The organism is Halogeometricum limi, assembly GCF_900115785.1.
Lineage (GTDB): Archaea > Halobacteriota > Halobacteria > Halobacteriales > Haloferacaceae > Halogeometricum > Halogeometricum limi.
Window position 1 is genome coordinate 367,249 of the sequence record NZ_FOYS01000005.1, and the last position, 20,056, is coordinate 387,304.

Below are 20,056 nucleotides of genomic sequence, written 5' to 3' on the forward strand. Positions count from 1 at the left end.
AGTGAATCCTCATTAGTATATACTATCCTCTTTATCAGACGCAAATAATCTAAGCGGCATAGCATACATTTGTAGTTCGTATTTTTGTATTCATAATCTGATTTTTGATGTAGTATACTACAAATATGAGTGTGAAATTAGGGAGAGAGCAGGCCCTCCGAATCGTGTCGACGATCACTACGACCCGGTTAAACCCCGCGTGTTCGTAGCGATTCAGGAGTTCGGTGGGACCGAGTTGGAGGGCGACGTACGCCGCGGTGAGACTCTCACGCGCGTCCCGCAACTCGTTTGCAGAGGTGGTGTAATCGAACAGACCGCCGTAGCCGGAAATCGCGTTGTCGATGGCCTCGGTGGCGACCGACATCTCGTAGCCGACACCGTCGCGACGGCCGACAGTTACGAGACACTGGTGAGAGGAGCGGATAGGTCCGCGAGGGTCGTCGACCTCTCCGAGTGGGGACTCGGAGTAGCGAGAGAGAATACCGACACTGTACCGACAAATCGATAACCGGCCATTCCGTCGTCCCACCGTGAACGACCGTCCGGTCCGCCACCGTCTCACCTCCGCTGCGACGCTGTTAGTCGGGATGCTCGCAGTCACCTGCGTGAATTTCGTTCCGCTCGTCGGCGTCACTGTCTGGGACTGGAATCTCACCTCGCTACTCGTCCTCTACTGGGTCGAAGCGTTCGTGACCGTCCTCGTCGCCGCGGTGAAAGCCCTCCTCGCAGAGCACGGTTCACCGGAGATTACGAGCGGCATCGAACCGCTTCACGAACTCCGCGAGAAACGGGGAGGGTGGGAGCCTCGTCCGGACTGGCCATTCATCTATCCGCGTAACGTCCCGCTCGCAGTCACCATACTCGGCTTCTGGGCCGTGTTCCTCGTTCCGATGACCCTCCTCTTCTGGTCGCCGTCTCTGGGCTCTGTTCTCTCCGTCGGACTGGTCGCGGGCGTCCTCGCGTTGGTGGTGACACAAATTGCAGAGTTCGTCACCGAGTACGTTCGAGACGAGCGCTATCGGGAGGTGTCGGCACGAGAGATACTGCGGACGCCGACGTTACTCACGTTCTCGCTCGTCTGCGTCGGCCTCCTCACGGTCGGGAGCAGCGGTTCGGACACGAGTCTGTTCCTCCTCGTCCTCGCCGTGCTCTCGAAGACGCTCGTGTCGGTCTTCGGGTTCTACGCACAGCGCGTCGAGAACCCGCTGTTCGGCCTCGGTGACCGCCTGTTCGACGAGGAGGAGTTTCGCGAACCCCCGCCCGAAATCGAACTTCCGGACGCAGCCATCGACGGCCGTGTTCGCGTCGCTCGGACGCCGGTCGTACTCACGAGTCTGCCGTACATCGCCTTCGGCTTCGCGAGTCGGCCCGGACTCTTCGTTCTCTGTCTGTTCGCCCTCGCACTCATCTCCGGGAAGCTCTCGTGGATTGCAATCACGGCGCTTATCATCCTCTGTATCGCCGGAGTCCGTATCCTCAGCTACTACCTTCGCTACGGAACGGTCGAGTACCAGCGCCGCGGTGAGATGCTCGTCGCCTACGACACGTTGCTCGAGGCCCCGCAGTGGACGGCCGACGTCGCGCGGTCGTCGTTCTCGGTGAAGAACGCGATCGCGGACCGGTTGCTCGATACGGGGACGCTCACGATTTCCGGAGTCGAAGGGGTGGAGGGTTCGAAGGTCCAGTTCGGCCCCGTCGTCGATATCGAACGGGCCGTCGAGACGCTCGGGCTACCCGTGCGGGAGACCGAACGCCCCGAAGGGGACCTCGGCGTCGTCGCCGCCGTCGGATTCTTGTTTCTGTTTTTTTCGATACTCCCGGCAGGAGTCGTACTGGACCCGGACGTCAGTACCGAGTTCGCGATGGCTCTCGGTCTCGTGTTCGCCCCGTTCATCCTCTTTCACGTCGCGGTGCTCGTGTGGGTCGGACTCGCGCGGGTCTGACTCACCGGAATCGAGAGATGGAGAGCGGGATTCCCGGCGTGAGAGGTCGTCGAGAGGAGGCGACATCTCGAACCCGACTTCGAGCGGTCGCCGTTCGTTCCCTCGTCGCGAGACAGCGCACAACACCGCACCAGCTATGCGTCTCGCCCGGAGGCGGCCGTGACGTAGACGCCAGTTAGCTCCGTGCTCTCTACGGTCAGCGCAATCTCGTCGCCCTCTTCGTAGGAACGGTCGGTCACGACAGTCACCGCCTCGACGGGGGTGCGGCGAACGAACGCCCAGAGAAGGTCGAGTATCGACGGATGGCCGCCTTTCCGGAGGACGACGACGTAGCGCGACTCGGCTAGCTCCTGCAGATCATCCGTCAGGTCGTGCTCGCCCAGTTCGGCAGGCGGGATGACGTGCAGGACGTCGCCTTGGATGGTCTCGGTCACAGTCTCAGGACGAAGGCGAGCAGGATGAATGGCGTGATTTCGACCCCGTGTTCGTCTGAGGACGTTCAAAAGAGCGGGTCAGGCTCGTCACCAGCAACAGGGACGACGCCAATCGCTTCGGCTATCGTTTCGAGTTCCTGCTTCGAGAAACTGCCCGTCTCTGCCTCTGAAACGGCCTCGGCGACACCCACAGCGACGCGTATCTGCTGACGCATCTTCGTGGTCGATGCAACCGGGGAATCGGTCGCAGTGACGTCTAACTCCGAGCACAGAGCCCCGAGTTCCTCTTTCGTGAACGACGCGGTGACCTCTCGCTTGAACCGGCCGACTCCATCACGGATTCCGTTCCGAATGTCGTGTTTCGTTACTCCCACAACTCACTCTCAGCCGGTTCTCACTAAACCACTTCGCCCGCCGAACTCTCGGCGTCGCTCTGTGTCCTCGTTCTCATATCTCCGGAGACATCTCGATACGTCGGAGTAGGGGTAGAGATGTACCCGAGAGTCGGTGTGATAGTTATCGTTCGAGAGAATCAGAGCCAACACTTCATTTCCCTTCGCTCGTACTCGGAGCATGGACAATCTCGCGCCGAGTCTCGACCGAGAGCGCGTTCACGTCGTCCCCCTCGGCTACGAGTTCGACCGTATCGTGGAACCACTGCGTCGGAAGGCTGACCTCGTCTACCTCCTCGTCGACGACTCGACGCGGCGGCCCGCAGAGACCGGTCGGGTCGACTTCGACGCCGCCTGCGACTCCCACGAGACCGACGCGGCGTCGTGGCACGAGACCACGGCGTACCAACGGGAGGTTCGCGACGTGATTCACGGATTCGCGGAGGTTCGCGGCGTCCCGGTCCGACTCACCGACTTCTACGACGTGATGGGCGTCGTCACGACGATAGCCGAGCATCACGGCGTCGGCGGGGCGGACGGCGACAGCCTGTTCGTGAACGTCGCGACGGGACCGCACGTCGCGGCCGTCGCCGCGGCCGTCGGGTGTATGGCGGTCGGTGCCCGTCCGTACAGCGTCGAACCCGAGAACCGCGCTCACGACGTGAAGTCGAGTCCGGCGAGTACGGGCGTCGCGGAGACGACGGACATCCCGTTGCATCCCATCGACGGCCCGACGCGGGACCAAATCGCGGTTCTCGACTACCTCAGAGAGATAGCCGAGCAGAACTACACGGTCAACAAGCGGAACATCATCCGGGAGTTCGGGGGCGACGGCGCGGCGGGCGACGCGGAACTCGACTGTCTGCTCGGCACCGAGGAGAAAGCCTGGAGTGCGCGGTACAACAGGCTCGACGCCGACGTGTTGAACGACTTAGAGAGCACCGGTTACGTTCGTATCGAGAAACGCGGACGCTCGGACAAGGTGAGTATCACCGACTCCGGGCGGAACATCCTCGCGGCGTTCGGCCACCTCCTCGGCGAGTAGGCTCGGGCTCTGTCGGCCGAGCAGTAGATGTCCTCAACCGCCGAGTTCGTCGTAACGGGCGTGAGATTGTAAACGGTTCCTCGGTCGTCTATCGTGCTGCTCGCCGACCGAGGACGAATACGAGCAACGCGAGAAGCGTTGCTCCGAGTGCCGTCTCGCTGGTGGCCAAGAGCTTCCCCCAGCCAGCGGGCTGAAAGTCACCGAACCCGAGCGTCGTGAAGGTGAGCATACTGAAGTAGATGCCGTCGGGGAGCATCGTGAGCCACTCACCGAAGGACGTCGCTCGGATCAATTCGGTGTTGTTGCCGCTCGCGGCCCGAAACCCACCGAGGGGGTAACTCATCCCGAAGCTGAGAATGACGAACAGCGACGCACCGATGACTCGCCACGGACTCTCGCCGTAGAGGAGGGTGAGGCGAGCAGCAGTCGAGCGAATCCACTTCCCCCACCAACTGAGCGTTGCACCGAGCGAATCCGCAGTCGATGCTTCTTCTGCCTGCCGGAGTCGGTGCATCTCCTGACGACGAATGAACCCGATTCGCTGTAACTCCGGGAGCGAGTTGTTGCGGCCGATTTTTTCGAGTGTGTGGTAGGTGCGGGCGGCTTTGAGGAGGCGGCTCTCTTCCTCGTCGGTATCACTGTTTGCATCGTCGCCGACGTTCTCGTCTGGCCAGTTTGGCTGGCTCGGGAGATATCGAGAGACGACCCGAGTGAGTCGGCCTGTCCCTGATGCTGAGTCGTCTGTCGCGCGTTCGAACTCGGGGTCGTACGGAACACGGAAGTCGACGTCCTCGCCAAAATCGGTTCCTTGATTTATTTGAGCGTCACCGAAGACAGCACCGTTGAGCTTTGCACCGGAGAAGTTTGTGTTGTAGAGGTTCGACCGCGAGAAGATTGCCTGTTCGAGGTTCGCGCCGCTGAAGTCGACGTTTTGCAGTTGAACGTTGGTGAAATCCGCGAGATGGAGGTCCATATCCGCCATCGAACTGATTTCGAGTTCACACTCAGCAAACTGTGCGTCGGCGAAAGAAACGCTATTTCCAAGAGAGCTATCTCTGAATGAAACAGTTCCGGTAAACTCGGCTCCGTCGAACCACACATCACCGTCACCTGTGAACTCGGCTCTGCTGAACAACACAATACCGTCACCTGTGAAATCGACTTCGCTGAACGACACCTCACCGTCACATGTGAACTCGGCTCCATTAAACAACACAATAGCGTCGCCTGTGAACTCGGCTCCGCTGAACGACACATCACCGCCGCCTGTGAACTCGGCTCCGCTGAACGACACATCACCGTCACCTGTAAACTCGGCTCCGCTGAACAACACATCACCGTCACCTGTAAACTCGGCTCCGCTGAACGACACCTCACCGTCACCTGTGAACTCGACTTCGCTGAACGACACATCACCGTCACCTGTGAACTCGGCATCTAAGAACGATACTTCCCTCTCAAATCTAGCTCGACTGAAAGAGACCTCACTGTGACGAAGGACCAATCCATCCGCTTTGACATTTTCTTCGAAAACCGTATGATCGAGCCGAATAGGAGAGTCGCTCTCTACGTGAATCTCCGTCTTCAGTTCGAGTTCGAACGCTCCAAAAATCGCCCCCACGAACTCCGTCTTTCGCTCGGCACCGTCGTTCGCGTCCTCGATAGCCTCCACGAACGCTGCCGCTTCGTCCACATCGTCCGGCAGGTCTTCAGGGTCCGTGTGGAAGACACAGTGTTCCTCGTCTTCGACATCTTCGTGCTCGAACACCTCGTGTGGACACGACCACGACTCCTCATCGAGCATCCAGTCACTGGGGCTCTCACCGTTCCAGTTCTTTGGTTCGTCTTTCTTCGCGACGTAGGCGCAGGTTTGGGTGGATTCAGTAGTCGTCATTGAATGTGGTGTGGCGAGTTGGTTCGAATCGTTCGTATCGGGTTCTAAACGTATCGCTCTCTACAACTATCATAAAATACTGCACGTTCTGGCTGTTGCCGACTACAACCGCCGGAGAATCGTGCCGACGACGAGGAGTGCGACGACGCCGATACCGACATCACGGATACCGAAACCGGGGATTTCGAGGCCCTCCGATTGCGTCGAGGAAGCCGGGGACTCACTGGACGCTTCGTCGCCCGTCGCGGTCACGGCAATCGTGTCGACGGTTTCGGTCCGGCGGTCGGCCGACGAGTCGTCGCCGAAGTAGTAGACGGCGTCACCGCCGATTTCGTAACTCCCAGCCTCGGTGAACTGGATGCGCACGCGCACCTCCTCTTTCTGGCCCGGTTCGACGGTGACGAACGTCGTCTCGCCCGGTCCGGCGGCGGAGGCACCATCGACGCTCGTGATGGACGCCCCCGAGTCGGGCAGGTCGAGCGCGAGTTTCACGTCCATCGGGGTGTCGCGCACGAGGTTACTCGCGCTGAACGTCACGACAGCCGTCTCCCCCTCGGCGACGTCGGTTTTCACCGACGTGAGTTCGAAGGCCGCGCTCTGTTGCACGGGCACGACGTCGGTGTGCGTGGTCGCGACGCCGTCGGTGGAGACGACGCGGACGCCGACCTGTTTCTTACCGGTATCCTCGAAGGCGTGGACAGCCACCTCGCCGGTGGCGTCGTCGAACGCGCCGTCGCCATCGAAGTCCCAGGAGGCCGTCTCGACGGGTTTCGAGGCGTTCACCCCGAACGTCACGTCGAGGTCGTCTCGCGGCGTGTCGGGCGACCACGTCACGGCGACGGTCGGTGCCTCCTTCGCGACGACGGTCCGCGTGACCGTGTGGCTGTTGCCCGTCTCGTCGGTGACGGTGAGCGTCAGGTCGTGTTCGCCCGTCTCTGCGACGGCGGTGGTGACCGTCTCGCCGTGTTTCGTGGTGCCGTCCGGGAGCGTCCAGACGTACGACGTGAGGTTGCCGTCGGGGTCGACGGAGTCTACGGCCGACAGTTCGACGGTGTGGCCGACGGGGAGCGCTCGACCGGCGTAGTCGACGGCGGCGGTCGGACGCTGGCTGACCGCCACGTCCCGCGTCAGTTCGCGGGTGACGTCGCCGTTGTCGGTGACGACGAGACGGACTTCGTAGGTGCCCTTCTCGTCGAACTCGTAGGTGAACGTCTGCTCGGAGCCGATGCGGTAGTCGTCGCCGACGTACCAGTCGTAGTCGACGATACGGCCGTCTTCGTCCGTCGATTCGCTGGCGTCGAACGTGACGTCGAGTCCGTCGGGCGAACTCCGCGTCGTGAACGACGGAACCGGGGCCGGGTTCGTCACGTTCACCGCCTGCTCGACTTCGCGGGTCACGTCGCCGTTGTCGGTGACGACGAGGCGAACGTCGTAGACGCCGCCCTCGTCGAACGTGTGCGTGAACGTCTGACCGTCGCCGTCGGTGTAGTCGTCGCTGCCGACGTACCAGTCGTAGTCGACGATACGGCCGTCTTCGTCCGTCGATTCACTGGCGTCGAACGTGACCTCGTCGTCGGGATGCGGCGTCGCGGGCGACACCGAAAACGACGGCTTCGGGGCCGCGTTCTCGACGACGATGGTCTCCGAGACGCGGTCGGTCTTCCCGCCGTTGTCCTCGACTTCCAGCGACACCGTGTAGGTGCCCGCGGTGTCGAACGACGTCTCGAAGTTCTCGCCGTCGCCGTCGGTGTAGTCGTCGCTGCCGACGTACCAGTCGTAGTCGACGATGCGTCCGTCCGCGTCGGTGGAGCCGCTCGCGGTGAAGTGAACCGTCTCGTCGGGTGCGGGCGACGCGGGAGTGACGTCGACGTCGGCCTCCGGCGCGGGGTTCTCGACGGTCACCGTCTCCTGGTACCGGTCGACGTTCCCCCGCTCGTCCTCGACTTCGAGCGTGATGGTGTGCGAACCACCCTCGTCGAACGTCCACGTGACCGTCTCGCCGTCGGCGTCGGCGTAGCGGCCGCCGCCGACGTACCAGTCGTAGTCGACGATGTCGCCGTCGGGGTCGCTGCTGCCGCTGGCGTCGAACGTGATGGTCTCGTCGGGGTGCGGTGTCGACGGCGTGTAGGTGAACGACGCCGTCGGCGGTTCGCTCGCGACCACACCGCCGGGCAGGGTCGACAGAACGAGGACGACCACACACACGACGACTGCGAGACGGCCACCCGCGGCGGTCAGACGGCGACCGATGGCAGGCAGACGGCGTCTCGCCGTGTGCAGTTCGCCGTGGCTCACACTTCCGGTCGTCCTCCCACGCGATTCGGTTCCGTTCTCGCTCGATTGGACAGCGTTCTGCATACTCGAAGCGACGGAGTGTCCGGTATTCGGGACTCCTCCGTGACAGTCACGGTGGTCAGCCCGGTAACAGACCGGTCCTCTCTCGTCGAACCGGTTCGGTCGGTAACGAACCGGTCAACCGACCGCTGACGGTCACGGAAGAGTCGCCAATGCGTGGTCCGCCGTCGGTTCAGACGCAGCCATGAAGTCCAACTCCACCAGTACGCTCCTGTTGACGCTGGTCGTCGTGACCAGTCTGCTCGCCGTGCCCGCGGCCGCCGCGGACACGAACCAGACGGCGACGACCACCGAGACGAACACCACGACGGTCGCGCCGTCGACAGCCACGCCGACCGCGACGGCGACAGAGACCTCCACGCCCGAGCAGACGGCGACTCCCACGTCGACGCCGGCGACTACCGAGGCACCGACGGCCACGCCCGAATCGACCCCCACCGTGACCGAAGCGTCCACCGCTACCGCGACGCCCGACGCTGACGACGCGTCGGTCTGCAACGTCGACGCCGACACCGACCTGCTCTCGCAGAAGCGGTTGTACGCCCAGAAACAGGTCGTCGAGACGGGGTCGCCGGGGCACGTCGCCGGCGGGTTCCAAGTCGCTCCTGGCGTCGACTGCGACGTCGTCGTCCGCGTGACGATGCAGGTTCCCTCGGGGATGCAGATTTCCGGAGCGTCCGACGCCATCAGCGGTGGCGCGGGGATGGTCTCCGGGACGTTCACCGTCGACCAGTCCTCGGGCATCAAGGACGTACGAGCGAACGTCTACAGCACGAACACCGGCGAGCGCACCGTCATCGCCGACATCAGCTACTGGCCCGCGGGCCACCCCGAACTCGCACAGGAGTTCGACGGGCTGACGTTCACGTTCGACGTGGAGTCGGCCTCCGAAGAACTCCCCGCGACGGAGGAGTCCACCGCGTCGGACGCCGACGCAGACACCAACACTGACGACGACTCGTTCGGCGGCGTGACGCTCGAACAGTCGGTCATCGGCGGCCTCTTGGTCGTCTTGCTCGCCGCCGTCGTCGCTCGTCGGTAACGGACTCCTCCGCGCTTTTTCCGACTCAGTTCGAGACGATTCGACCTCGTTACTGTGACGCACGCCGTCGCGCCCCACCGTCTGGAGTCCACCGTTCCAACGTCTCGGCCGGGTGGTCGAGGTCGAGGTGAATTCGCTCGTCGTCGCTGTTCTCCAGGGCGCGGATGACGTCCTCGATACGGTGCCGAAACGCCCGAAGCGTCTGGAGTCCGGTCTCCGTTACCGCGACGTGTTTCGTCTGCGAGGAAACCTCCGTAATCTCGACGTAGCCCTTCTCTTCGAGGAAGTCCGTCGCGTACGCGCGGAGTTTGTTGTATCGACCCTTCCCCTCGACGCCCTGCAGACAGTCCATCCCGTGCGTCCGCCCGTGTTCGAGAATTGTCTTCAGTTTCGTCTGTCGACCGTCGGTGTTGCAGGCCTCTATCACGGCGAGGGCGATGAGTTGGTCGCGCGTCGGCGAGTCGATGGGGAAGACGTTCAATCCGTCGCCCTCGACGAGTCTCGTCTCGCCCGTTTCCTCGCCCGGCGTCGGGTCCGCCGGCAGGACGCGGAACGGGTCCGCCTCGGTTCGGTCGTCCATGCACGCCATCGTCGCACCGAGGGCGGAGTCGGCCGTCCCCGCCGAGATGTTCACCCGGACGGTGTCGCCGCGGTGGCCGTCCGCGAGCGTCGTCACGAACCCCATCACGTCGTAGAGGTCGAACAGGTCGAGTCGCCCGACGTGGAGTTCGCGGACGTTCGCGGCGATGTCTCGTCGGAGCCCATCGTATCTCGCGGGCATCTCCGCGTTCTCGTCTTCTAAGAGGTAGACCACGTCCGGTCGGTGCTTCTCGACCGGTGCGAGCGCTTCGTCGAACCCGTCCCAGATGGGGATGATGTGGACCTCGACGATGTTCTTCATTCTCTATACGTCTCTAGTTACTAGATATTATACTTTCGCCACGTTGGTCGCACTGATTCGTCCGAAGCAGTTAAAAACTGAAAACAGCTGTTCGACGCCATCAAGGCCGGATTCGGCCGGAGGCGATACCGACCGGCGTTCCTCCATTGGCGTTGATTCTCGAAGGTGAAAATCAGAGGCGAACCGTTATACGTGCAATCGACGACCGCACAGTGAATGGGTTTACCGGTCCTCTCGCCCGCCGCACGCGTCTGTTCGTTCGAGGTGCCCGTGTACGAGGACGAGGAGCGTCTTCGTGCGGAGGTCCCCGACTCCGACCGGGAGTTCACGTTCGGCGACGACGAGCGACGGTTGCTCGAGAAACCGGACCGAAACGGACGGCACGCCGACGCGGACTACGTCTGGCGGTGTCACCGGCGGACTCGGAGCGGCGAAGACGAATGTCTGTTCCACCAGTCACCAGCGGAGTGTGACGTCGACGACGCGGGCGTCGCGCAGTTGTTTCTCGCGGCGGTGAACGGGTCGCTATCGAAACAATCACCTCCTGATTTCGACGGCGGTCCATCAGACGAGACCGATCTCCCGATCTGTGAAACCGCTCCGCCAAACTCCGAAGCAACTAACGGAGACTCGGTTTCGCGGCGTCGGAAACAGTTCATTGGTGCCCAGTTCGGTGATATCAACTTAACGTACGAAAGCCTCGATGCTACGAACAGATATCCAATAGATATCCGAGGCTGCCAGGCCGGAATAGTGGACCTCTCGAACGCACTCGTCAACCACGACATCAAGGCGGATGTGGCTCTCGTGGACGAATTGGTTTTGAAGCATGCAACGCTGAGCGGAGGGCTAACACTCGAAGCCGTTCGCGTCGGCTCTGACCTCAACCTGCAATCGGCCCTAATCAACCGAGACATCGAACTTCGAGAGGCGGAAATCGGGGGAGATGCTAACTTCGGAAACGTCAAAATCGACGGGGAAATCAACCTCTGGAGTGCAACTGTCAGAGGTGCTTTACGGCTCGGTAATGCAGAAATCGCAGATAATGTAGTCTGTGACGAAGGAACAGTCGGGGAAGGAGTACGAATCCTTAGTTCGAACGTGGGGGGTGACGTGAGGCTCGGTACAGACGTTGGAGCAGAGGTTTCTCTCGTGGAAACGACCATCGAGGGTTACGTGTCACTGCTTGGGGCGAGTATCGAACTGGACATAAGTATCGCTCGCTCTAGCATTGGAGGGAGCGTGAATCTAGCGGGCACAGATTCTGGAGCAGAAGTTCGTCTCTCGAAAGTTGATATAGAAGAAGACGTCATCGCGATGAACGCTGATTTCGGAGGGCCCACTTCTATTAAAGAAGTGAGTGTGGCCGGAGACCTAGCAATCATCAGAACTCGAATCAACGGGCCGTTTACAGTCTCTGGTAGTACTCACGCGAGCGATTGCTCGTTCGCACCAGTGACAGTTGGAGGTCCGTGTTCTTTCATCGATACCGTTTTTAAAGAAGATCTGGCCATTGACTCCGTTCGGTTTACTGGTGGGCGAGGAATTCGAGGGCCAATCGACCTCTCTCACTCGACAGTACAGGGAGAGCTAACGCTTGATCTGAGAGAATCGACATACCCCACCGGGACGACCGTTCTTCTCCGAGGGGCGTCGGTCACGGCCGGAAGATTTGCTCAGTCGATATCGGAGACGTCCGGCGTTAGCTCGACCGAGAGAACGGTCTACGATCTTCGAGATGCGACCCTCGGGAAGGTGAACGTCAAAGAACCACAACCGGGTGCAAAGACATTCGAGTACGTCCGGTTCGTCGAAACGGAGTTCGACGGATTTCAGTTTTCCAAAAACAGGCAGTCGTTTCACAATGTCGGGTGGGATTTGGTCGGACTCCGCGATCAGGGAGAACGGTCTATCGGACGCGCGGCGACAATACTCGGACGCTCTCCGTCGCTCGGTGAGTCGACCGTCCCCGAGGGGACAGCCGTCGTCGTCGCGCGGTCGGTTCTTAGTGACCTCCTCGAACAGGACGCCTCGCTCGAAAAGTTCTGCGAAGAGATGAGACATTCAAATGATATGTCTGGTGCGGTCGAACTCGTGTCCGACTTCGTTAGTGCACATCTCGAAGACACAGGTGGGAGACCTACCACCAACAACAGCCCCACGGACTGGATAGACGACCCCCTCTCGAATGCAGTAAGAACTATTCAGCAGTGGACGTGCGATGTCTCAGTGGAAACGGGTGCGGCTGTCAAGTCTAGTCGACCGGTTGACGGTGAGAGTGCATTATACCTCTCAAATTCCGACTGGAGCCAGATTCGCCTCGTCCTCGAACTGTGGTCCGATCCTCAGACAACGCCGAATGGTTGGCCAGCACTTGGTCGATGCGCGCAACTGCATCGAGAACGTCTCGCAGACGCTATTGAAGAATCCGACCATATTTGTTTTGAGAAAGAATCAGTTATTCGTCGAATCGTGTCTGCACTTCTCACTCACCGGACTAACGAGTCGTGGAAATCAGAGAGCACGGACATTCTCGAACAACTCGCAGACGCCCCCAGCGTCCGAATAGAAAAGAACGCGCTTGAGGACGTGCAGCAGCCTATTCGGCGACTCTGGTTTTCACTCTGTGATGACCCGTCTGACCGGCCGTCCTCCGTCAGTTTCGCCAACTCTCGAAAGCGATCTGCGGGTCTTGCCAATGCCCTGGAGTACCAGTTGAACACCGGCCGTGACGATTATCCACCAGGAGAAGCGGCACGGATTATTTTCGAGCAACTCACAGTCGCCGTCGCCGATGCGATTCTCGACAACGCCAGTTCAACCCCACTCGAAGAACGTAGACTGGATCTAAACACGCTAGAGGCGACGTTCGCTAAAGCGAAGAAAGGAGCAATAGGCGAGGGCGAGAACGCCGCTGCAGCTAGTTTCTTCATCCGAGAAATGAAGTATGCGCGCCTCCAGCACTGGCAGCGAGTGCTCGCTTCGGCTGCCGACCTACGCATCGCGTGGGGTGGCAAAACAAACAATTCGTCAGACGGCTCTCCGAAAAGATCGGTCCCAAAAGCACCGAACGGTGGCGAGACAACGACGAAACACGAAGAGCACAGTCAAGAGTTCGTCGATGCGGACGTCTCAGACCCACGCGTGAATAAGAGAGATGCTAAGCGGAACGACGGCGCTAGCGAACGTGGACAAAACGGGAAAATACCAGAGGCGGCGACTGGGCCTCGACCCCCTCAAAAAAACAAGTCCATCGATGCTGAAGCTAATCCTCTGTCCGGTCTCGATACTGGCGTGAGTCAGAAGTGGACTCTGAAGCGCCAGTACGCCGAGAGCCGCTGGCCCGAAGTCGGGAAACACTCGTACCGACTCTGCCGAAATCTCTACGCCTGGCTCTCGAACGTCTTCTTGTGGCTCGTCACCGGCTACGGCGAGAAACCACAACGCGTCGTCGGCGTCTCGCTGTTCATCGTCTCGCTGTGGACCGCCGCTTACTACGTCTACGACACCGTCGTCCTCCCGCCGGGAGTCGGGTTCGATAACGGGCCGTACGGGGCCGGGTTCGCGGGGTACGTCATCCTCAGTATGGAGTCGTTCGTCACGCTCGTCCTCAACGGACCCGCGGGACTCACGCCCGGTCTGCACCTCCTCGCGCAGATGGAGGGGTTCCTCGGCGTGTTCCTCGTCGGAGTGTTCGTCTTCACCCTCACCCGGTCGGTGCAGCGCTGACTCGTTCTCTTCCGACACCCGAACGCTTCCGAACGATTGTCTGAATCGTCTATATCGTCTGTTCTATCCAGACGGTCGACCGGGAGAACGAGGGTCCCTCCCGCGAAAGCGTGTCGTATCGGTCGCGTTCCGTGGCCGAATCCACCATGAGCACACATCCCACACTGTCTCCGTCCCCGACTCGCTCGAATCGCTCGCCGACGCACTCTCGGACGCCGCGGCCGACTGCGGCGGCGTCGACAGCACGGGCGTCGACGGTGACGAAGCGCGGATTACGTTCGAGGAAGGCATCTCGCACGAGGAGGTACCCACCGCCCTCCGTTCGCTGGACGTCGTCGGCGTCGACGACGCCGGTCGAGTGGTCCGCCTCTCGTTCGACCCGGTTCGCCTCGCGCCGAACCGCCTCCGAGTGGACGAGACGGAAGCGATGTACTACGTCGCGACGTGCGACGTGGTCCCCGCGACGGACTGAGTCTCGACTCCGTATCGGCGTCACTCCAGTCGGCTATCGGTCGAACCGTACCGAAACAACTCCTGACACAGCCACACCTATGCAACTCACCGTCAAGCGTCTCGCGCCGCGTCTCGAAGGGTTCGCCATCGCCGCGATTCCGCAGAGCCAGATGACCGACCTCGGAGTCCACAACGACGACCACCTCGGCGTCACGAACGACGACCGCGAGTCCGTCGTCGTCGCCATCCGCCCGACCGTCGACGCGGACGAGACTGACATCGTCGCGCTCGACACCCGGACCCGGGAGTTGCTCGGTCTGGACGCTGGCGACACCGTCACGGTCGAACCGGTGTCGCTCGACGCCGCCCACCGCGTGACCGTCGCCGTCGTCGACGGCGTCCCGAGCGACCCCGTCGTCCGCGTGGAACTCCGTCGCCGCCTCGCCGGACGCGCCGTCCGCGAAGACTGGTCGTTCCGAATCCCGCTCTCTGCGGGCGTGCGCGACTCCGTCGCGGTCACCGTCGTCGACTGCCCCGGCGAGGAACTCGTGACCATCCGCGAGTACACGGACACGGAGTTCGTCGACCTCGAAGACGTCGAGTCCGAACGGGACGCAGAGACCGACGGCGAGGTGACGTACGCCGACCTCGGTGGTATCGACGACGCCGTCGAACAGGTCAGAGAGATGCTGGAGCGACCGCTTCGGAACCCCGACCTGTACGACTACCTCGGTGCGACGCCGCCGAGCGGCGTCCTCTTGTACGGCCCGCCGGGGACGGGGAAGACGATGCTCGCGAGAGCCCTCGCCACCGAGGTCGACGCACACTTCGAGTCCATCCGAGGTCCCGAGGTGTTCTCGAAGTGGTTCGGCGAGTCCGAAGCGAACGTCCGCGAGGTGTTCGAGCGAGCGCGGCGGAACGCGCCCGCCATCGTCTTCGTCGACGAACTCGACGCCATCGCGCGCTCGCGGGGTGGCCGCAAACGCCCCGAGGACCGGGTGGTCACGCAACTGCTCACCCTGCTCGACGGCTTGGAAGGTGAGGACGACGTGATGGTTGTCGCGACCACCAACCGCGTCGACGACATCGACCGTGCGCTCCGCCGTCCCGGCCGGTTCGACCGCGAAATCGAGGTCAGACCGCCGACGCAGACCGGTCGCGAGGAGATTCTCGGCATTCACACCCGAGACACCCCGGTCGACGAGAGCGTCGACCTCGCAGACATCGCGCGGCGCACGGTCGGGTTCACCGGTGCCGATCTCGCCGAGTTGGTGACGGAAGCGACGCGCGTGACGGCCCGCCGCGTCGACGGCGGAATCGACGTTCGCGTCGGCGAGTCACCGCTCCGCGTCACGAGCGCGGACTTCGAGGTGGCACTCGACCGCATCGAACCGTCGTCGATGCGGGAGTTCCGCGTCGCCGTCCCCGACGTCGGATTCGACGACGTGGGCGGACAGGCCGAAGCGAAACACGTCCTCGAACGGGCGGTCGTCTGGCCCGCCCAGTACGCCGAGACGTTCGAGACGTACGGGGTGACGCCGCCGAGCGGAGTGCTCCTGCACGGCCCGCCGGGAACGGGGAAGACGCGGTTGGCGACGGCCGTCGCGAACGCGGCCGAGGCGACGTTCCTCTCCGTGAAGGGCTCGGAACTCCTCGCCGGTGGCGTCGGGTCGGCCGTCGAGGCTATCGGCGGCCTCTTCGAACGAGCCCGCGAGAACGCGCCGTGTGTCGTCTTCTTCGACGAACTCGATGCCCTCGCCGGGGTTCGCGGGAGCGGCGATTCGAGGAGAGATACAGTCGTCGGGCAGTTGCTCGCCGAACTCGACGGCGTCGAGCCGACGGGAGACGTGTTCGTCCTCGCGGCCACGAACCGACCGGACGCGGTCGACGACGCCCTCGTCCGTCCCGGCCGGTTCGAGCGTGAAGTGGCAGTGGGACTTCCCGACGAACAGGCACGGAAAGCCATCCTCGCCATCCACACGCGGGAGACGCCGCTGGCGGCGGACGTTTCACTCGGTACCGTCGCCGAAGCGACCGACGGCTACTCGGGAGCCGACTTGGCGGCCGTCTGTCGGGAGGCGGCGATGCGGGCCGTCGACGCCGAGATAGCCACAGGGAGTGATGCCGAGAGAGCGGTCACGCAGACGCAGTTCGACGCCGCAGTCGAGGTAATCGCGCCCGCGTCGGTTCGGGGCGTCGAAAACGCGGACGACGTGATGTTCGGTTGAGAATTATCGCACTGCAGCCAGTAACAACACGGTGTTCGTCCGGCCTCTCTCGCCGTCTCAGGCCGGTTCGGGTGCCTGCCACGCGAGTGCGATACCGGCGACTGCGAGGCATCCCGCGAGAAGGAACGCCGCGTCGAATCCGGCGGCGCTGACGACGCCTCCACCCGCGATAGGGGCGATGAACGCACCCGCGAGTCCGATGCTCGTCTGGAACGCCACCGCCGTCGCCGCGACGTTCGGGTCGACCAACTCGCGGACGTAACTGAACGACAGTCCGAGCGTGAGTTGGACCGCGAAGCCCGAGAGCAGGAGGAACGCGAGGAGGACGAAGAGCGAGTCGAACTGCGTGAAGGCGACGAGCAAGGGGGCCGCGGCGGCGAACGACCCGAGGACGACCGGGCGACGTCGGCCGCCGAACACCCGGTCGGAGAGCGCGCCGCTACTCACTCGCGCGAAGATACCGACGGCGGGGAAGACGGCGACGAGGAGTCCGCTGAGTCCCAGCGAGAGACCGACCTCTTCGGTGAGGTACGAGGAGCCCCAACTGTTCACGAAGAGATAGAGCGAGTAGCCGAGAAATCCCAGCAATCCGACCTGCCAGACGGCCCCGTTTTTGAGGACGGCACCGAACTCGGAGAGCGACGGCGCGTTACTTTCCGTGCGGCCCAGGCCGTGGCTCAACGGCCAGAAGACGAGAAGTCCGACGAGTGCGAGCGCGGCGTACACGAGGAATATCGCGGGCCAGCCGAACGATTCGGCGACGAGTGGACCAGTCCCCTGACCGAGTGCGAAACCGACGGGACCGCTCGCGGTGAAGATGCCGACGGCCGTCGCACGACGGTCCGGCGTCACGGCCCGACTCGCCAGGTCGATACCGACGTTCCAGACGACGACGTACGCCGCGCCACCGACAGCGCGCGACGCGATGATAGAGCGATAGTCACCGATCCGAGCGGCGTACCAGCCCCAGACGCCGACGCCGCACAGTGCGAACACGGCGACGGCAATGACCTTCCGGGAGTCGGTTCGGTCGAGAACCGCACCCGCCGGGAGACTGGCGACGACGGAGGTCCCAAACATGACACCGACCACGAGTCCGGCCTTCGTCGGGCTGATCTGAAGCGAGTCGCGGAGTATCGGCGTCACGCTCGCGGGGACGATTTCGTACGCGGCGAGGCCCGTAGAGACGAGACTCAAGCCGACGATGATACCCCACGTTCTGAGTCGTTCGTCCGTAGACCGGCCCGGCGGCGAGGTGGAGGACGTTCGGTGTGTCATCTGTTGGGAACGGTGCCCGTGTCTCGTTCGAGCGAGATAAAGCCAACAGTACCCGACGAAGTTTGCTGATACAGCAATACATCGCCCGAAGGTTTGGATGTAATTCGAGTGAGCGCTCGAGCGCCTCAGTGGTGGAGTTGCTCGGGGACGGGGCTGTCCTCGTGCCGGAGTCGCTCGACGAGTGACCGTTGTTCGGCCTCGTCCATCCCGTCGTAGCGACTTCCCGCGTCGAACACCATCGCGACGAGTTTCGGGTCGCCCGGCGTGACGACGCTCGTCAACCCCTGTGCGGCCGCGAAGTCGAACCGCTCGCGTATCTCTTCGGGGCGGTCCACCGGTTCGTACCAGTTCGCGTACGGACGGTCGTCTTCGGCCAGTTCGTCGGTCGCCGGCCACGACCCCTTCGCGAACGCTTTGATTCCGAGCGTGCCGATGTCCTCCTCGTCGGCCCGTTCGAGGACGGCTTCGTAGTCGTACTCGTCGCCGTCTTTCCCGGCGACGACGGGGTTCATCGGGACCATCAACGATTCGATGTCGTCGATGCGGTCGACGGCGTCGAGGATGAGTTGTGGCGACCCGTGGCTGGTCAGGCCGATGTGGTCGACGAGGCCCTCGTCTCTCGCGTCGCGGAACGCCGCGAGCGCCCCGTCGTCGGCGGTGATAGCGTCCAGTTCCTCTTCGTACTCCAGGCCGTGGACCTGATAGAGGTCGATGGAGTCGACGCCGAGTCGGTTCAGCGACTGTTCGAGTTTTCGGCGCGCGCCGTCGTAGTCGCGTTCCTGCGTCTTACAGCCGAGGAAGATGTCGTCGCGGTGTTGTCGGAGTTTCGGGCCGAGTTTGAGTTCGGCGTCGCCGTACGTCGGAGCGACGTCGAAGTGGTTGATTCCGTGGTCGAGAGCGAGTTCGACCAGTTGGTTCGCCCCCTCCTGCGTGAGCCAGTTGAGCGCGATTGCACCGAACGTGGTTATCGTGCTGTCGTGTCCCGTCTGTCCGAGTGCGCGCGTCTGCATGTGAGAGACAACCAACCGAAGCGGGGAGTAGTTTCGGGTCGCTGAAGCGACCGCAGCGAACCAGACGGCCAACGGAGACGAGGGCGGAGGGCGAGAGCGTCTCGATTCTCTCCGTCCGTCGATTACTCGTCTCGCCCGTGCGTCTGGTCGTCTCGTCGAAGCGCCTGCGCCAAGTACGCGACGAACGGGTTCGTCGACGACGTGGTCTCCCGAATGGTTTGACGATTTCCGGATGCGTTTCGAGCGAGCGTTACCCGTCGCCCGCAGTCTTCCGACAGACGGCGAGTCGGAGGCTATTCCCCTGTCCTCCCCGTAGCGTCCGACGTGACCGACCTCTCCGTTCACCACGTCGGCGTGACCGTCGCCGACCTCGACCGCGCCGTTCAGTTCTACGACGAGACGCTCGGCCTCTCGGTACTCGACCGGTTCTCCGTGTCGGGTGAGAATTTCGCGACTGCTGTCGGCGTCGCGGGTGCGACGGGGCGATTCGCACACCTCGACGGTGGCGACGTCCGCGTCGAACTCGTCGAGTACGACCCGGAGGGCGAAGCGGTCGGTGACCTCATGGTCGACCGTCCGGGCGCGACACATCTCGGTCTCACCGTCGAGGACGTCGACGCGTTCTACGAGGGCCTTCCCTCGGAGGTAGAGACACTCAGCGAACCGCAGACGACCGAAAGCGGGAGTCGAATCCTGTTCGTCCGCGACCCGGAAGGGAACTTGGTCGAACTGTTGGAAGCGACCTCGTAACGTACTCGGTTCGTCCGTCAGACACCCCGGATTTCCGTCGTTCTTCGTTCGAACGCGTCACAGAATCGTCCAGTCCCGTAAACGAGTCGACCCCACGTTTCCGTCGTTTTCGGGGTGGGGTGACACACACACCCCGCGTTTCCGTCGTTCCAGTTCGAGAGAGGGGGAGGGGGTGAGAAGCACAGAGTGCTTCTCTTTTTAGCATAAGGCAGCTACTGGACTGTTTTCCACGGAAGAGCAATAAACGTTTCTGTGAAAGTGCGTCTGAATATTGCTAGAGTCGGCTTTCGACTTGCTAGGTATAGGTTCCGACTTACTAGGGGTAGAGGTTCGAGTGAAGATTCAGGTGGCGATGCGAGTGGAGGTGTCGTCGGAGAATGTTGGAGTAGTCGATGCCGCGGCCTCGTGAATCGTCGATGGACGTTGTTTGAATGGCTCCAAACGTCGTCTCAACGGGTCCAAACACCGTCTTAAAGCGGTCTGAACGAAACCCGAGGGTCACGCCGTCTCCCCGTACGCCCACCGTTCTCCGGCCCTCGACTCACTCCGCCGACGACGGACCCCCCCTCCTCCGACCGAGAACGACGGAAACGTGGGGTGGG

The 20,056-nt window shown here is 62.4% G+C and carries 14 protein-coding genes; 6 read left to right on the top strand and 8 right to left on the bottom strand.

Translation table 11 applies throughout. The features are described 5' to 3' along the window. Positions 1–530 precede the first annotated feature (530 nt). Positions 531–1,943, top strand: a complete 1,413-nt coding sequence (locus tag BM282_RS18885) for a DUF6498-containing protein (protein WP_245758390.1) — start codon at positions 531–533, stop codon at positions 1,941–1,943. A 134-nt stretch (positions 1,944–2,077) separates the two neighbouring features. Here BM282_RS18885 and BM282_RS15705 read toward each other — a convergent pair whose 3' ends face one another. Both BM282_RS15705 and BM282_RS15710 read right to left on the bottom strand, forming a co-directional pair. Next, entirely contained in the window at positions 2,078–2,377 is a 300-nt protein-coding gene (locus tag BM282_RS15705) for a DUF7526 family protein (protein ID WP_089882760.1), read from the bottom strand. A 65-nt stretch (positions 2,378–2,442) separates the two neighbouring features. Beyond that, positions 2,443–2,751: a hypothetical protein gene (locus tag BM282_RS15710; RefSeq protein ID WP_089882762.1), complete on the bottom strand. Its 309-nt coding sequence runs from the start codon at positions 2,749–2,751 to the stop codon at positions 2,443–2,445. A 199-nt stretch (positions 2,752–2,950) separates the two neighbouring features. On the opposite strand from BM282_RS15710, the gene BM282_RS15715 reads away from it, so the two are divergent. Beyond that, positions 2,951–3,814 carry an HFX_2341 family transcriptional regulator domain-containing protein gene (locus BM282_RS15715; protein WP_089882764.1) on the top strand — a complete coding sequence of 288 codons (864 nt, stop codon included), beginning with the start codon at positions 2,951–2,953 and terminating at the stop codon, positions 3,812–3,814. Positions 3,815–3,902: 88 nt separating this feature from the next. Here the strand turns inward: BM282_RS15715 and BM282_RS15720 are convergent, their stop codons facing one another. Together BM282_RS15720 and BM282_RS15725 are read right to left on the bottom strand one after the other, a co-directional pair. Then, the gene (locus BM282_RS15720) at positions 3,903–5,708 is read right to left on the bottom strand and encodes a pentapeptide repeat-containing protein (protein ID WP_089882765.1); all 1,806 of its coding nucleotides are present in this window, start codon (positions 5,706–5,708) and stop codon (positions 3,903–3,905) included. 102 nt (positions 5,709–5,810) lie between these two features. After that, positions 5,811–8,003, bottom strand: coding sequence for a PKD domain-containing protein (locus BM282_RS15725; RefSeq protein ID WP_175501579.1), 2,193 nt, complete (start codon positions 8,001–8,003; stop codon positions 5,811–5,813). A 244-nt stretch (positions 8,004–8,247) separates the two neighbouring features. On the opposite strand from BM282_RS15725, the gene BM282_RS18650 reads away from it, so the two are divergent. Then, positions 8,248–9,105, top strand: coding sequence for a hypothetical protein (locus BM282_RS18650; protein ID WP_089882768.1), 858 nt, complete (start codon positions 8,248–8,250; stop codon positions 9,103–9,105). Between the two features lie 49 nt (positions 9,106–9,154). Here the strand turns inward: BM282_RS18650 and BM282_RS15735 are convergent, their stop codons facing one another. Continuing rightward, positions 9,155–10,006, bottom strand: coding sequence for an HFX_2341 family transcriptional regulator domain-containing protein (locus tag BM282_RS15735; protein ID WP_089882770.1), 852 nt, complete (start codon positions 10,004–10,006; stop codon positions 9,155–9,157). Between the two features lie 216 nt (positions 10,007–10,222). Here BM282_RS15735 and BM282_RS18265 point away from each other — a divergent pair, with 216 nt between their 5' ends. Beyond that, on the top strand, positions 10,223–13,735 hold the full coding sequence (locus BM282_RS18265) for a hypothetical protein (RefSeq protein ID WP_139229741.1): 3,513 nt from the start codon (positions 10,223–10,225) through the stop codon (positions 13,733–13,735). Between the two features lie 49 nt (positions 13,736–13,784). Here the strand turns inward: BM282_RS18265 and BM282_RS18655 are convergent, their stop codons facing one another. After that, complete coding sequence (locus BM282_RS18655; protein ID WP_175501580.1) at positions 13,785–14,231, bottom strand: hypothetical protein; 447 nt, start codon at positions 14,229–14,231, stop codon at positions 13,785–13,787. A gap of 55 nt (positions 14,232–14,286) precedes the next feature. Here BM282_RS18655 and BM282_RS15750 point away from each other — a divergent pair, with 55 nt between their 5' ends. Beyond that, entirely contained in the window at positions 14,287–16,416 is a 2,130-nt protein-coding gene (locus tag BM282_RS15750; protein WP_175501581.1) for an AAA family ATPase, read from the top strand. Positions 16,417–16,473: 57 nt separating this feature from the next. On the opposite strand, the gene BM282_RS15755 is transcribed toward BM282_RS15750, so the two are convergent. Beyond that, on the bottom strand, positions 16,474–17,694 hold the full coding sequence (locus BM282_RS15755; RefSeq protein ID WP_089882777.1) for an MFS transporter: 1,221 nt from the start codon (positions 17,692–17,694) through the stop codon (positions 16,474–16,476). Positions 17,695–17,819: 125 nt separating this feature from the next. Continuing rightward, positions 17,820–18,704, bottom strand: coding sequence for an aldo/keto reductase (locus BM282_RS15760; protein ID WP_089882778.1), 885 nt, complete (start codon positions 18,702–18,704; stop codon positions 17,820–17,822). Between the two features lie 324 nt (positions 18,705–19,028). Between BM282_RS15760 and BM282_RS15765 the strand changes: the two genes are divergently transcribed. Beyond that, the gene (locus BM282_RS15765; protein WP_089882780.1) at positions 19,029–19,454 is read left to right on the top strand and encodes a VOC family protein; all 426 of its coding nucleotides are present in this window, start codon (positions 19,029–19,031) and stop codon (positions 19,452–19,454) included. The last annotated feature ends 602 nt before the right edge of the window (positions 19,455–20,056 follow it).

Excerpts from the sequence above, each read along its gene's own strand:
- BM282_RS15760 (WP_089882778.1), bottom strand. The coding sequence starts at position 18,704 with ATGCAGACGCGCGCACTCGGACAGACGGGACACGACAGCACGATAACC.
- BM282_RS15720 (WP_089882765.1), bottom strand. The coding sequence starts at position 5,708 with ATGACGACTACTGAATCCACCCAAACCTGCGCCTACGTCGCGAAGAAA.
- BM282_RS15735 (WP_089882770.1), bottom strand. The coding sequence starts at position 10,006 with ATGAAGAACATCGTCGAGGTCCACATCATCCCCATCTGGGACGGGTTC.
- BM282_RS18650 (WP_089882768.1), top strand. The coding sequence starts at position 8,248 with ATGAAGTCCAACTCCACCAGTACGCTCCTGTTGACGCTGGTCGTCGTG.
- BM282_RS15755 (WP_089882777.1), bottom strand. The coding sequence starts at position 17,694 with ATGACACACCGAACGTCCTCCACCTCGCCGCCGGGCCGGTCTACGGAC.
- BM282_RS15750 (WP_175501581.1), top strand. The coding sequence starts at position 14,287 with ATGCAACTCACCGTCAAGCGTCTCGCGCCGCGTCTCGAAGGGTTCGCC.
- BM282_RS15715 (WP_089882764.1), top strand. The coding sequence starts at position 2,951 with ATGGACAATCTCGCGCCGAGTCTCGACCGAGAGCGCGTTCACGTCGTC.
- BM282_RS18265 (WP_139229741.1), top strand. The coding sequence starts at position 10,223 with ATGGGTTTACCGGTCCTCTCGCCCGCCGCACGCGTCTGTTCGTTCGAG.